General features: G+C 74.1%; 25 protein-coding genes. All 25 read left to right on the top strand.

The genetic code is table 11. From position 1 onward, the window contains the following. Nucleotides 1–34 precede the first annotated feature (34 nt). The 25 genes from ASF35_RS17835 to ASF35_RS16375 all read left to right on the top strand — a co-directional run bounded on the left by ASF35_RS17835 (nt 35) and on the right by ASF35_RS16375 (nt 10,984). Nucleotides 35–583: a DUF4326 domain-containing protein gene (locus ASF35_RS17835; RefSeq protein WP_082495563.1), complete on the top strand. Its 549-nt coding sequence runs from the start codon at nt 35–37 to the stop codon at nt 581–583. A gap of 18 nt (nt 584–601) precedes the next feature. Continuing rightward, nucleotides 602–805 carry a hypothetical protein gene (locus ASF35_RS16490; RefSeq protein WP_055969968.1) on the top strand — a complete coding sequence of 68 codons (204 nt, stop codon included), beginning with the start codon at nt 602–604 and terminating at the stop codon, nt 803–805. 134 nt (nt 806–939) lie between these two features. Beyond that, on the top strand, nt 940–1,155 hold the full coding sequence (locus ASF35_RS16485) for a hypothetical protein (RefSeq protein ID WP_055969965.1): 216 nt from the start codon (nt 940–942) through the stop codon (nt 1,153–1,155). Between the two features lie 67 nt (nt 1,156–1,222). After that, the gene (locus ASF35_RS16480) at nt 1,223–1,723 is read left to right on the top strand and encodes a helix-turn-helix domain-containing protein (protein ID WP_055969962.1); all 501 of its coding nucleotides are present in this window, start codon (nt 1,223–1,225) and stop codon (nt 1,721–1,723) included. A gap of 49 nt (nt 1,724–1,772) precedes the next feature. Next, nucleotides 1,773–2,450: an SGNH/GDSL hydrolase family protein gene (locus ASF35_RS16475; RefSeq protein ID WP_055969958.1), complete on the top strand. Its 678-nt coding sequence runs from the start codon at nt 1,773–1,775 to the stop codon at nt 2,448–2,450. A 114-nt stretch (nt 2,451–2,564) separates the two neighbouring features. After that, a complete protein-coding gene (locus ASF35_RS18175; protein ID WP_156368075.1) occupies nt 2,565–2,726 on the top strand; it encodes a hypothetical protein in 162 nt (53 codons plus the stop codon). Then, nucleotides 2,723–3,019 (top strand): hypothetical protein, encoded by a 297-nt coding sequence (locus tag ASF35_RS16470; protein WP_055969956.1) that lies wholly within the window; start codon nt 2,723–2,725, stop codon nt 3,017–3,019. Before ASF35_RS18175 ends, ASF35_RS16470 begins: the two co-directional genes overlap by 4 nt. Then, nucleotides 3,012–3,299, top strand: a complete 288-nt coding sequence (locus ASF35_RS16465; RefSeq protein ID WP_055969953.1) for a hypothetical protein — start codon at nt 3,012–3,014, stop codon at nt 3,297–3,299. Before ASF35_RS16470 ends, ASF35_RS16465 begins: the two co-directional genes overlap by 8 nt. Then, a complete protein-coding gene (locus ASF35_RS16460) occupies nt 3,296–3,499 on the top strand; it encodes a hypothetical protein (protein WP_055969950.1) in 204 nt (67 codons plus the stop codon). The genes ASF35_RS16465 and ASF35_RS16460 overlap by 4 nt, the downstream gene beginning before the upstream one ends. 149 nt (nt 3,500–3,648) lie before the next feature. Further along, nucleotides 3,649–4,209 carry a hypothetical protein gene (locus tag ASF35_RS16455; protein WP_055969947.1) on the top strand — a complete coding sequence of 187 codons (561 nt, stop codon included), beginning with the start codon at nt 3,649–3,651 and terminating at the stop codon, nt 4,207–4,209. Beyond that, nucleotides 4,206–4,595 carry a hypothetical protein gene (locus ASF35_RS16450; protein WP_156368074.1) on the top strand — a complete coding sequence of 130 codons (390 nt, stop codon included), beginning with the start codon at nt 4,206–4,208 and terminating at the stop codon, nt 4,593–4,595. Before ASF35_RS16455 ends, ASF35_RS16450 begins: the two co-directional genes overlap by 4 nt. Further along, the gene (locus ASF35_RS16445) at nt 4,592–4,792 is read left to right on the top strand and encodes a hypothetical protein (protein ID WP_055969940.1); all 201 of its coding nucleotides are present in this window, start codon (nt 4,592–4,594) and stop codon (nt 4,790–4,792) included. Before ASF35_RS16450 ends, ASF35_RS16445 begins: the two co-directional genes overlap by 4 nt. Beyond that, on the top strand, nt 4,789–5,052 hold the full coding sequence (locus ASF35_RS16440) for a hypothetical protein (RefSeq protein WP_055969937.1): 264 nt from the start codon (nt 4,789–4,791) through the stop codon (nt 5,050–5,052). The genes ASF35_RS16445 and ASF35_RS16440 overlap by 4 nt, the downstream gene beginning before the upstream one ends. 61 nt (nt 5,053–5,113) lie before the next feature. Beyond that, entirely contained in the window at nt 5,114–5,773 is a 660-nt protein-coding gene (locus ASF35_RS16435) for a DUF6221 family protein (RefSeq protein WP_055969934.1), read from the top strand. A gap of 338 nt (nt 5,774–6,111) precedes the next feature. Further along, on the top strand, nt 6,112–6,738 hold the full coding sequence (locus ASF35_RS16425; RefSeq protein WP_055969927.1) for a hypothetical protein: 627 nt from the start codon (nt 6,112–6,114) through the stop codon (nt 6,736–6,738). Then, complete coding sequence (locus ASF35_RS16420; protein ID WP_055969924.1) at nt 6,735–7,076, top strand: hypothetical protein; 342 nt, start codon at nt 6,735–6,737, stop codon at nt 7,074–7,076. The genes ASF35_RS16425 and ASF35_RS16420 overlap by 4 nt, the downstream gene beginning before the upstream one ends. Continuing rightward, nucleotides 7,073–7,483, top strand: a complete 411-nt coding sequence (locus ASF35_RS16415; RefSeq protein ID WP_055969921.1) for a hypothetical protein — start codon at nt 7,073–7,075, stop codon at nt 7,481–7,483. Before ASF35_RS16420 ends, ASF35_RS16415 begins: the two co-directional genes overlap by 4 nt. Further along, nucleotides 7,480–7,767 (top strand): hypothetical protein, encoded by a 288-nt coding sequence (locus ASF35_RS16410; RefSeq protein WP_055969918.1) that lies wholly within the window; start codon nt 7,480–7,482, stop codon nt 7,765–7,767. Before ASF35_RS16415 ends, ASF35_RS16410 begins: the two co-directional genes overlap by 4 nt. Next, the gene (locus ASF35_RS16405) at nt 7,764–8,000 is read left to right on the top strand and encodes a hypothetical protein (protein WP_055969915.1); all 237 of its coding nucleotides are present in this window, start codon (nt 7,764–7,766) and stop codon (nt 7,998–8,000) included. Before ASF35_RS16410 ends, ASF35_RS16405 begins: the two co-directional genes overlap by 4 nt. Before the next feature lie 109 nt (nt 8,001–8,109). Continuing rightward, nucleotides 8,110–8,289, top strand: coding sequence for a hypothetical protein (locus ASF35_RS16400; RefSeq protein ID WP_055969912.1), 180 nt, complete (start codon nt 8,110–8,112; stop codon nt 8,287–8,289). A gap of 14 nt (nt 8,290–8,303) precedes the next feature. Continuing rightward, nucleotides 8,304–8,891, top strand: coding sequence for a hypothetical protein (locus ASF35_RS16395; protein WP_055969911.1), 588 nt, complete (start codon nt 8,304–8,306; stop codon nt 8,889–8,891). Next, entirely contained in the window at nt 8,888–9,688 is an 801-nt protein-coding gene (locus ASF35_RS16390) for a hypothetical protein (RefSeq protein WP_055969909.1), read from the top strand. The genes ASF35_RS16395 and ASF35_RS16390 overlap by 4 nt, the downstream gene beginning before the upstream one ends. Continuing rightward, the gene (locus tag ASF35_RS16385; RefSeq protein ID WP_055969906.1) at nt 9,685–10,245 is read left to right on the top strand and encodes a hypothetical protein; all 561 of its coding nucleotides are present in this window, start codon (nt 9,685–9,687) and stop codon (nt 10,243–10,245) included. Before ASF35_RS16390 ends, ASF35_RS16385 begins: the two co-directional genes overlap by 4 nt. Further along, nucleotides 10,242–10,616: a hypothetical protein gene (locus ASF35_RS16380; protein WP_156368073.1), complete on the top strand. Its 375-nt coding sequence runs from the start codon at nt 10,242–10,244 to the stop codon at nt 10,614–10,616. Before ASF35_RS16385 ends, ASF35_RS16380 begins: the two co-directional genes overlap by 4 nt. Next, nucleotides 10,613–10,984 carry a hypothetical protein gene (locus tag ASF35_RS16375; protein ID WP_055969899.1) on the top strand — a complete coding sequence of 124 codons (372 nt, stop codon included), beginning with the start codon at nt 10,613–10,615 and terminating at the stop codon, nt 10,982–10,984. Before ASF35_RS16380 ends, ASF35_RS16375 begins: the two co-directional genes overlap by 4 nt. Nucleotides 10,985–10,987: the final 3 nt, after the last annotated feature.

Here is a 10,987-nt window from a genome sequence, read left to right as displayed (position 1 = left end):
ACGCGCGTCTCGGCGTCCCCGTCCCGGGTGGGTCATGACGGGCGCGGAGGCCCTGCCGGAGCAGGCCCTGACCGCCACGGCGGCGATCACCCTGGCGGTGGTTGTCGTCGTGGTCGGCGCGTGCGTCATCCGGCTCGCCCTCGAGGAGACGGCACGGGTGCGCGCGGCCCGTGCCGTCGTCGCTCGGGTGGCGCGCGATTGGGAGGGCGTCACGCCGGTGGCGTCCCCGACGAGCACGGAGGGGCCGGTGCGGCTGCAGCAGCAGCGGGTGGCCGGCTGGTCCGTGCCGGACGGGGCGGTGCGTGTCTCCCGGGGCACGCCCTGGGGCAACCCGTGGCGGGCCGGCGATCGCGTCGCGCTTCCGTCGCACGAGGGGTCCGTGCTGGTGACGCCGGAGCTCGCGGTCGACCTGTTCGCGGCGTGGATGCTCGAGCGGCCGGACTCGCTCGAGGCTGCGGTGGATGAGCTCGCCGGCTTCGACCTGGTGTGCTGGTGCCCGATCGGGGAGCCGTGCCATGCGGAGTGGCTGCTCGAGCAGGTGCGGCTGCGTTCCGAGGTCCGCGACTTGACGTTCATCAAGTAATGGGTGTATGGTGTAACCATGTTCACCGACACCGCAGCCCGGATGCCCGCCCGCCCCACCACCTCCATGACGGAGATCGCCTACCGCGCCGCCGAGCGCGACCTCCTCGAGGCCGAGGCCCGCTGGAACGCCGCCCCGGCCGGCACCGCCGCCGACCGCCACGCCACCTACCTCCTGCGCCGCGCGCAGGCCACGTTCGACGCCGTCGCGCTCCCCGCCTGATCCGCCCCTGCCACCGTCATAGAAGGGCACCATGCCATGATCGAGAACCTGCTCGGCACGATCAACGGCTTCCACGTCGTCGTGGTCGTCGCGCTCGTCCTGTACCTCGCCCTCACCGCCAAGGAGACCCCCCGATGAAGATCACCGCCCACGACCTCCGCTCGCTCCGCCGCCTGCTCGCCGCCTGCGGTGTCGCCGGGGTCGACGCCCCGCCGGCCCCCTCACCTGTCACCGCGCGGGCCCTGCCCTACGACGAGGCCGCCGAGCTCGCGCTCCCGGGCCGCCACCGCGCACCCCGGCACGCCCGCCCCGAGTCGCGCGACAACCGCCTGTTCCCCCTGGCCGCATGATGCTCGCCACCGTCGCCGCGATCGCGGCCGTCATCGTCCTGGTCTCCGCGGCCGCTGCGAGGCTCCCGTGAACGCCCACGTCGCCCGCCTGCCCGACCCCCGCGAGGACGCTGCCGCGCTCGTCGTGGCCGTCCACGCCGGGAACGTCCTGACCACCCAGCGGGTCCTGCGCCGCCTGGACGGCGAGGAGCTGCGGACGCTCGTGCAGTACCTCGCCGCGTGCATCGACCCCGACCGGCCGCTGCTGCCCACCACGGGCGACCGTCGCAGCGACGAGGACATCGTCGAGAGCGCCGTTCTCGAGGCGGCCTCGATGTTCTGCATCGCCTCCGACTACGTCCGGTCGACCTCACGGCACAAGCTCCCGCTGCGCGCCCGCATGGTCGCCATGAACGCCGCGCACCGACTCGGCGTCTCGGCCGCCTCGATCGGCCGCTGCCTCGACCGTGACCACACCACCGTCCTGAACGCGAACCGTCGTGTCGCTGCGGACGACCTCCTCGACACGCTCGCGGCCCGCGTCGCCGAACGCGTCATCGAAAGAGTCGTCGGCAACACCACCCCCTGATCCTGTCTCTCCCGCTCATGGGAGGACACCACCCCGAAAGGCACCACCCATGAAGATCGCCCGCCGCGTCGCCGCAGCCCTGGCCGCTGCTCTCGTCGTCGCACTGCTCGCCGGCACGACCTCCACGCCCGCCGGCGCCGGCCCCAACGACCGGCTGCTCGTCATCGGCGACTCGACGTCGTCCTGGTACAACGAGGAGCCCGGGTCGCCGTCCGAGGCCTGGTGGGCGATCGTCGCCCGCCAGCTCGGCGCCGACGTCACCCTGTCCGCCGAGCACGGGTCCGGCATGTGGGCCCGCGGCAACAAGTGCCAGGGCACCAAGTTCGGCGACCGGCTCGGCGAGGTCTCCCGCATCCGCCCGTCGCTGATCATCGTCGCCGGCGGGTTCAACGACACCCACGGGTGCGACGCCTCGAACAAGAAGGTCCCGATCTACGAGTCCTCCTCGAAGCGGGCCGTCGACATCTACCTGACCGCGCTCGCCGACCGCGTCGACAGCATCGGCCTCGACCGCTCGAAGGTCTACGTCACGACCCCGTGGGGCAGCTCGAAGATGGACGCCCACTACTGGATGTGGCGCGAGCAGAAGGCCGTCGCGGAGCGCCTCGGCTTCACCTACGTCACCATGCGCTTCAACGACAGCGCCCAGACCGTCGACACCGTCCACCAGAACCGGCAGGGCAACCTCAACATGGCGGCGCGCTTCCTCGCCGGGATGCCCTCATGAAGCGGCGCGTCGCCCTGGTGCTGCTCGGGGTCGCACTGCTCGCCGCACTGCTCCTCACCTCCGCGGAGGACAGCGCCTACGTGTGCGACCCCGCCTACTCGGAGAGCTGCTGACGTGGCCACCACCGCGCCCCTGACCGCCCGCTTCCTCCTGGCCACACCCAAGCGGTGCACGACCTGCCAGCGGACCGTGTTCGCCGTCGACCAGCTGGGCGCCTGCCCCGGCTGCCAGCGCCGCACCTTCCGTCCCGCCGTCCTCGAGGAGACCCACCCATGACCAAGTCCGGCACCATCAACGTGGCCCTGCGGGCCGACGCGTCCCGGTTCGTCGAGAACCTGCACACGGCTGCTCGAGCTGCTGCCGCGTCCATCGAGCGCATGGCCGCGAGGGTTGCCCACCTCGAACGCCAGGCGGCCCGCGCCCAGGCTCGCGCAGCTCTGGCCGCGACCTACATCGACTCGCCGCGCCCGTCCCTCGAGCGCCTGCAGCTGCGGGCCCACGCCCGCGACGAGCTCACCGACGCGATCCTCTGGTTCCGTCAGCACGCGAGGGAGGCCCGCCGTGGCTGAGCGCATGGCCGACCGCACCGCCGCCTGGCGCGCCCACGAGGCGTCCCGTCCTCGGCCCCCGCTGCTCGACGAGGGGGCCCTGCGACGCGCGTTCGAGGCCGGCTACGACCAGGGCCAGGCGGCCGGGGGTCTCTCGCCGGCTGACACCGCTCGCTCGCTCCGCCGTATGGCTGAGGAGCCCGACCCGCTCTACGACACCCGCGAGCACCGACGCGCCAAGCCCGGGCGGAGCGCGCTTCTCGAGGCCGCCGATCGCGTCGAGACGGGGAGCCTCCCGTGAGCGCCACCACGGCGCGCTACGGCGGCACCTGCGGCGAGTGCGGCGACCGGTTCGAGCCGGGCACGCCCATCGTCCGCGAGTCCACCGCCCACGACTGGCAGCACGCCGCCTGCCCGCCCCCCGCCGATCCACTCGCCCCCAACAACCCGGTCTGCACGACGTGCTGGCTGGACCACCCCAAAGGAGCGTGCGACCGATGACCGCCGACGACACCGCCCACCACCCTGCCCCCACGCCTGCTCCCGTGGCAGTGCCGGAGGAGAACCCGTTCGACGCGTGCCCTGATGGAGGGCGTTGCTGGCACGGCTGTGACCTGACAGCCGAGGGCAAGGGGCTCCCGTGCTGGAGGGTGAACCACGCCGCGCCCTTCACCATGTACGGCGAGACGTGGCCCAACGAGGTGTGCGCTGCCCACGGAGCCCCGACCCGCCCCGAGCCCGTCGTGGCCCCGCTGCCGAGCGAGGCGGTGCTGAACGAGGTGCGCTACCGCATCCGCACAGCCGTGGCCTACGGGCTCCTGCGTGGCAAGCACGGCAAGGAGTCCGACCCCGCGTTCGTTGACGCCCAGATCGCCGGGATGGTCGAGAGCCTCCGCCGCCTGGTCCCAGAGGACGACGAGCCCGCGGTGATCGCTGTGCAGGTCGAGGAGTACCGCGAGGGGCCCACGTTCGTGCGGATCGAGCGCCAGGGTGTGCCGCTCGTGACGGGCTACGTCCACCCCGAGCCGCCGGATGACGACGAGGACACGGTGCGGGCCGTCGACGCGCTATCCACTGCCCGCGAGCAGATCCGCGCACGACGTATCCACTTCCGCGAGCTCGGAACCGATGACCAGTACCTCAACGCTCTGGACGACGCCTTCGGGCTCGTGAGCAACCTCTGGCGCTCGCACGGCGGTGAGGGTCGATGAGCAGCGAGGACCGTGGCGTGCAGGTCGGCGCCCAGGTGGCCCACCTCGCCGGGCAGGTGCGCCGCGCCCGCTCGACGTCCCGCTCGCTCGTCCGTGTCGACGTCGACGCGCTCGAGGCCGTGCTCGACGAGCTCATCCGCCTCACGACGCCGGAGTCCGCCGCGGCGGGGACGTTCGCCGACCCTGACGCCACGATCCCGGTCCCGGCGTCCTGCCCCGGCCCTCGGCTCGCTGCCGCCTGGGAGGGGGAGAGGCAGGCCATCGCCGACGATGCTGCTCCCGGCTGTCGGGACTGCGGGGGGACCGGGATGCGCGACGTCGCCCTCGAGCGGGGCGTCACCATGCGTCTCCCGTGCTGGTGCGTCGCCGACAGGAGGCGCCCGTGAGCACCTACAACAGCGATCGCGAGCTCGGCGACCGGCTCAGCGACGTTCACGGGTTCGTCGACGTCGCTGCGTGCTGCTTCGGGCGCGACGTCCGGCTGATCGTGGCGCAGGGGCCCCTGTACCTCGAGCCCGACGAGGCCCGCGCGATCGCTGCTGCTCTCACCCGCGCGGCCGCTGACGTGGAGGCGGACCGGTGACGCTCCACGGCACCGTCCAGGTCAACGGGCACACGGTGGGCGCCTGGGACGCGGTCCGGGTCGCACAGCTGCCGTCGGGTGTCTGTCGCTACCGGTGCGAGGTGTGGCCCGGGATCCCGTGGCCCGGTGTAGGCGATGCCGGCGTGGTCCGTGGCGCGTTCGAGGTCGAGCACGACCCGGCCGACGGTGCTGTGGCGCTCGCTGCTCGGGTGCTGGCGGCCGCCGCGCAGCTCGCCCCGGACCCACCGCGCGGCACCTGACGAACATCAACCCCCGCGCGTACCGTGTAACCACCGCCAGATCGACTCCCAGGAGCCACCCATGACCACCATCGTCGACTTCCTCCGCGCCCGCCTCGACGGCGAGGAACGCACCGCCCGCGCCGTCGGCCCGGTTCGGTACTACGTCTACCGCGACCCGCGCCGCTGGGAGGCCCGTCACGACGACGGCGCCGTGCTCGCGTCCGGCGAGCCGGACCTGCGGGACCACCGCGCGGACGCGCTCGTGGACCACAACGGTCACCACGTCCCCGGCCGAGTCCTCGCCGGCATCGAGGGGAGGCGCCGCATCGTCGACCTCCACGCCGACCGTCACGACGCCGCCTCCGTGGCCACCCTCCGCGCGCTCGCGCTGCCCTACGGCGACCACCCCGCCTGCGACCCCGCCTGGCTCGAGCCCGTCGACGTCGAAGCTCCCACCGCGCCGCCCGCCTACGACCCCGACGCGACGGTGCGCGTCGCCCTGTCCTACCCCGGGGTCAACGGGAACGCCACCTCGCTCACCGTCGGGCTCGAGGCCGTGCGCGCTGCCGACGAGCTCGTCCTCATGTACGACTTCAACCGGGACGGGTGGTCCGTCCGCCGCGAGGACTTCCCCGACGACGAGCTCGCGTTCATCGGCGCCTACGACGACCGCTCGTGGGTCGACGACGGGAAGGGTGGCGAGGTCCACGTCTCGTGGGGCATCACCCCGCCGGGCTGACCCGTCCCGCCGGCTCCCACCGGAGCGTCAGCTCGTCGTCGGGGCTCACCGCCGCCACCTGCGCCCACCACCCGTCCGGGCGCCGCTCCCACGCCACCAGCAGCCCCGCCCACGGGGGCCCGTCGTCCTGCCCCACCCACACGTGGTGGACGCGCTCCGGGCCCCGCTGCAGGTGCGCCGGCAACGGAGACCGATCGCCATACCGCCTGTTCGCGCCCACCCGCCCACCGTAGGCCCGGCCACGGCTCCCCGCCCACACCCACCCAACCGGCTACGATGGTCATAGGACGTAACCGTGTACGCCCACCACCACCCATGAACCACGGAGGGAGACCCGCATGGCAGCCGCATCCAAGGCCCCCGCGAAGAAGCCGGCCGCCAAGCGCACCCCCACCAAGAAGCCCACCGCCGCAGCCCCCGACAACCCCTGGGACCAGCTGACCGACGAGTCCGGGCCCGCCTACGAGGCGTTCCTCGCCTACCGGGACCTCGGGCTCGCCCGCAGTAACGCGAAGGTCGCCCGCGAGTTGGGCAAGTCCACCACGCTCATGAACCGGTGGTCCTCGCGCCACTCGTGGGTGCTCCGGGCGTCCGCCTGGGACCGTGAGCTCGACCGTGAGTGGCTCCTCGAGCAGCGGCAGCAGCGGCGGGATTCGGCGAAGCTGAACGCGAAGCTCGCGCGTGCTGCGTTCGGCAAGGCCGCGCAGGGCCTGTCGTCGCTCGCTACGGGCGAGATGGACGCGAACGCGATCGCCCGGCTCATGGACGCCGCGTCGAAGCTCGAGCGGCTCGCGCTGGGGGAGTCGACGGAGAACGTGCAGGTCTCGGGTCCCGGTGGCGGTGCGATCGCTGTGGCGGACGTGTCGATCCTGACCGACGAGGAGCGGCACGCTCGGCTGCTCGAGCTGCGGGCCGAGCTCGACCGGCAGCTCGGGTCGTCCGGCGACGAGGGGGCGGCCGCATGACGTTGCACCCGCCGCCCGTCGTGGTCCTCGCCCCGGGCACCGTGGCGCGCTTCTGGGCCCGCGAGCAGGGCATCGACCTCGAGCGCGTGGTCTCCCTGCACCCGGGCGACGTGGACCTGTTGCGCGGGTGGGAGTGCGCCCACGTCGTCCACCTGCCCGACTGGCCGCACCCGGCCCTGTCCGCCGAGCTGCGGGCCGCCCTGGCGCTGCTCGACGCCCGCGACGGGCTGCTCCCGTGGCCCGCGCCCCACGCGCCCACCCCATCGTTCTGGCACCGCGTCCGCGGTGTCCTGACCGCCCGAACCCGTGCCACTGTCATAGGAGGACACAACGCATGATCGCCACCACCCGCACCGTCCACGACCAGCCTCCCGTGCTGTTCCTCGCTCCCCGGGCCGAGGCGCTCGCCTGGGCCGACGACCAGGGCATCCCGGCGTCCCGGATCGTCGCGCTCGAGGCGATCACCGCCGGGGCGCTCATCAGCTTCCCCGCCCGGCACGTGTACGTCGTCCACCTCCCCGGCTTCCCCTACGCCGACGCGTCCGACCCGCGCCTGTTCGTCGACGGCTACGGCCTGCCCGACCGGGTCCACGTGATGCCCGGGTGGCCCCCGCTCCCGGGCACGACCGCCGAGGCCGTCGCCCGCGTGCGCATGGCCGCGTGGGAGCTGCGCGAGACCGTGCACGCCCGCCTCGACCGGGTGGTCTCCGTCCTCGACCGCCTGACCGGTGGGAGGCTCGCGTGAGCGCCGTCGCGGGGGCCCTCGAGTGGCCGGCGTTCGTCCGCAAGCTCGGCGACGGTCGGGCCGGTGGCCGGTGCGAGTGCGACGGCCGGTGCGCTGACCGTCGCTGTGCCGGCGGCCGCTGCATCGAGCGGCACCAGCGCCGCTCCCCGATGGGAGGCCGCGCCCAGGCTGTCGCCGTCCTGACCCTCGTCTACCGCCACGGGCCGCAGGCGTCGCGTCCGGCGTCCCGCAACCCCGACGACTACGTCGTGCTGTGCCAGCACTGCCGGGAGGGGCTGTCATGACCGGCCTCGCTGTGTTCCTGTTCGCCGTCGGGTGGCTCGTGCAGCTCGCCGTGGCCCTCTGGACGATCCGCCGCACCGACCGTGTCCGCGCGGAGGCGTGGTCCGACGGGTTCCACGCCGGCAAGGTCGCCGGCACGGTCCGTGTAGGCCCGACCCCGAAGTACCTGGGACCCCGGGACCCGGCGCTGCCCGACCACGTGCCGCCCCGGTTCCTCCGCAGGGGGCGCTGGTGATCCGCCTCGCCCTCGCCCGCCTCGCGTGCCTCCTCGCCGGCGGGCACGACTGGTGGCCCTCCCCGGGGGGCCCCATCATCTGCTGGCGCTGTACCGCGGAGCCCCGCCCGTGATCGCTCTCCTGGTCGGCCTCGCCGCGACGCTGCTGCTCCTCCTGGGCTGCACCGCCGTGCTCGTCGTCGTCGGCCGGCTCCCGCACCGGGACCGCACCACCGACGTCGCGGTCACCGTGGCGCTGCTCGCGTCCGGCCTGACCCTCCTCGCCCTGTCCACCCACCTGTCCGCCTGACCCGAAGGAGCCCCATGCCCATCCCGACCACCCGACTCGACGGCCACCTGGCCGACGCCCTGCGCGCTGCCGACGCTGGCGAAGAGGTGCTGCTCGAGGTCGCCAACGCCCCTCGGGTGCGCGCCGTGTACGCCGAGCTCGAACCGCACCTGCCGTCGACCGTCCGCGTCACCAACGGCTCGGCCTCCACCCACGTCGGGTTCGCCGCTGGCGGGCTCATCCACATCCAGCCCCGCGGTCACGCCTACCCGATCGGACGGCAGGCGCTTGTGATCCGCCTGGACGACGACAAGCTGCTCGTCGACGGGGTGCTCAACGCCGGGGCTCTGCACGCCCGGACCGCCGACTGGGGCACCGCGCCGGCCGATCGGCGTGTCCGCGTCGACCTCGCCCTGGCCGACCTCGAGCGGCTCCTCGGGCTGCCCGCCAACGCCCGCGTGGTCTCCGCGCACGTCGAGCACGACCCGTTCGCCGTGGCCGTGATCGTCGAGCACCCCGACGCCGAGCCCGTACCCCCGGGTGCTGCTGCTCCCCGGGCCCACCTGCAGTCCGAGGCCGTCACGTTCCACGGCATCCAGCACCGGGTGGAGGTCGCCCCGTGAGCGCCGACGAGGCCCACGAGGGGCCGTCCGTGCAGGAGGTCGCCCGCCAGCTCGTGGAGGACCAGCGGCGTGCGTCCGGCCTGCCGAACAACCGCGCCGGCCGGCGGGAGGCGGAGCGGATCGTGAAGGCCCGCATCGGCGCCCACAAGCGCGCCCAGGCGGCCGCCGCTGCCCGCGACGAGGCCGCGCTCGAGCGGGCCGACCCCGACGGGTCGCTGCGCTCCGAGGTGGGCGGTGCGATCGAGGCGGGCCACCGTGCCGTCATGTCGCTCGAGCCGATCGGGCCTCCGCACCCCGAGCCCGAGGCCAGGCGGCTCGTCGCCGTCGATCCTGCGGATCCTGCGGGGGCGCTGGTGCGCGCCACTCTCACCGAAGCCGGCGTGGTCCTGGACCGGCTCGAGGAGCTGCACCCCGCTGCCCTGGCCGAGGCCGCCCGCCGCCTGTCCGCTGCCACCGGCATCCCAGCGGGCAAGGCGGAGCGGACGGTGATGGACGTCGCGACGTCCCTGCCCGCCCGTCGTGCCGGCACGACCGCTGCCGACGTCCGTGCTGCTGCCGAGCGGGCCCGGCACTCCGTCCACGTGTCCGGCCGGCGCGCCGGGAAGGCCGCGGCTCGCGCGGTCACCGTCGCCGAGTGGCGCGGCCGGGACGCCGAGGCGGACCTCACTGCCCTGCGCGCTGCCGGCGTGGGCGACCCGACCGACGCCTACGGGGCGTGGCTGCTGAACGAGGCGGGAGAGGCCCGGAACCGCGCTGCCGCCGTCCTCGGGCCGCTCGAGGCGGTGGACCGGCCGTGACCGACCACCTGTGCGAGCACGACGAGGTCGAGCTCGGGGAGGACGACGCCTCCGAGCTGCTCCCCGCCGGCGCTCGGGTCCTCCTCCCGTGCTCGTGCGGGGAGACGGCCCTGTCGACGCTCGAGCTCGCCCAGGCCGACGTCGACGCCCTGCAGGCCGCCCTGCAGCAGGTCGAGCCCTACCGGCTGCTGTACCACTGGTCCCCGACCCGGCACCGCAAGCAGATCATCCGCCGCGGGCTCCTCCCCGGCCGGCGGGCCGTCACCCACTCCACCAACGCCGACCTGCGCGCGGCCGGGTTCAACGTCGCCCCCGACTGGCGTGCCCCCTACGTGTGCTTCGCAGACTGCCCGTCGTGGGCGTGGGCGCTGTCCGGGCTGCAGCGGTCCGCGCCGGCGGGGGAGTGGGACCTCTGGCAGACGTCCCTCGACCGGCTCACCGACCCGTGGGTCGAGCCGTCCGACGACCGCCCCTCCGGGCTGCACGAGGTGCGGACGCCGGCCCGTGTCTACAAACGCGACCTGTGGCTCATCGGGTCCCGCACGAAGGAGGCATGATGCGCCGCCCCCTGTATATCCCCACGCCCATCCTCGGGCTCGACGACGTCGAGCTGCGGGTCCTGGACGGTCGCGCCTGGTACCGGGCCCGACCGGCTGTCGTCGCCCTGCAGGAGTGGATGTACGTCCACGGGCTGTCGCTCGCGGAGGTCCCGATCGACGGCGTGGTCCTGCGGCACCCCGACGAGGGGGCCGTGTCCGCAACGCAGGTGGTCCGGGACGCCCAGGCCCGCATGCTCGTCGACCGGTACCCCGGGGAGCAGCCGAGGGCGCGCTCCGAGCTCGTGCGCCGCGACGGCCTCGACGAGGTCCTGCCGTGGCCCGACGCCGTGCTCGAGCTGCCCCGCGTCCCCCCGAGGCGGCTGACGTGACCGCGCCCGTGCTCGAGGTCGACCGGCTGCTGTGGGAGGCCGGGCAGGTCCGCCCGTGGCGCATCAGCCTGGCCCTGGACCTCGCCGGCCTGCACGGGCCCGAGGTCGACGCCATGTGCGGTGCCGTCGAGCCGGAGGTCGACCGGTGGGAGGAGGGGCTGCAGTACCCCACGTGGGAGCAGCTGTGCCTCCTCGCCGACGCCACTGACCAGCTCGTCGGGTTCTTCCTGGTCGACCGTGACCCGCCGCTCGTCACCGGTCCCACGTTCCTGTGCGGCGACGGGGGCTGCGACGTGGCCGACCCGCCGGCTGTCGTCCACCTGTCCTACGCGCTCGACACGGTGCGCGCGACCGTCGGGGAGTTCTGACCC

It is taken from the genome of Aeromicrobium sp. Leaf291 (assembly GCF_001423365.1).
Classification (GTDB): Bacteria; Actinomycetota; Actinomycetes; order Propionibacteriales; family Nocardioidaceae; genus Aeromicrobium.
Note: the sequence above shows the minus strand (reverse complement) of the source record. Positions and strands in the feature narration are given on the sequence as shown.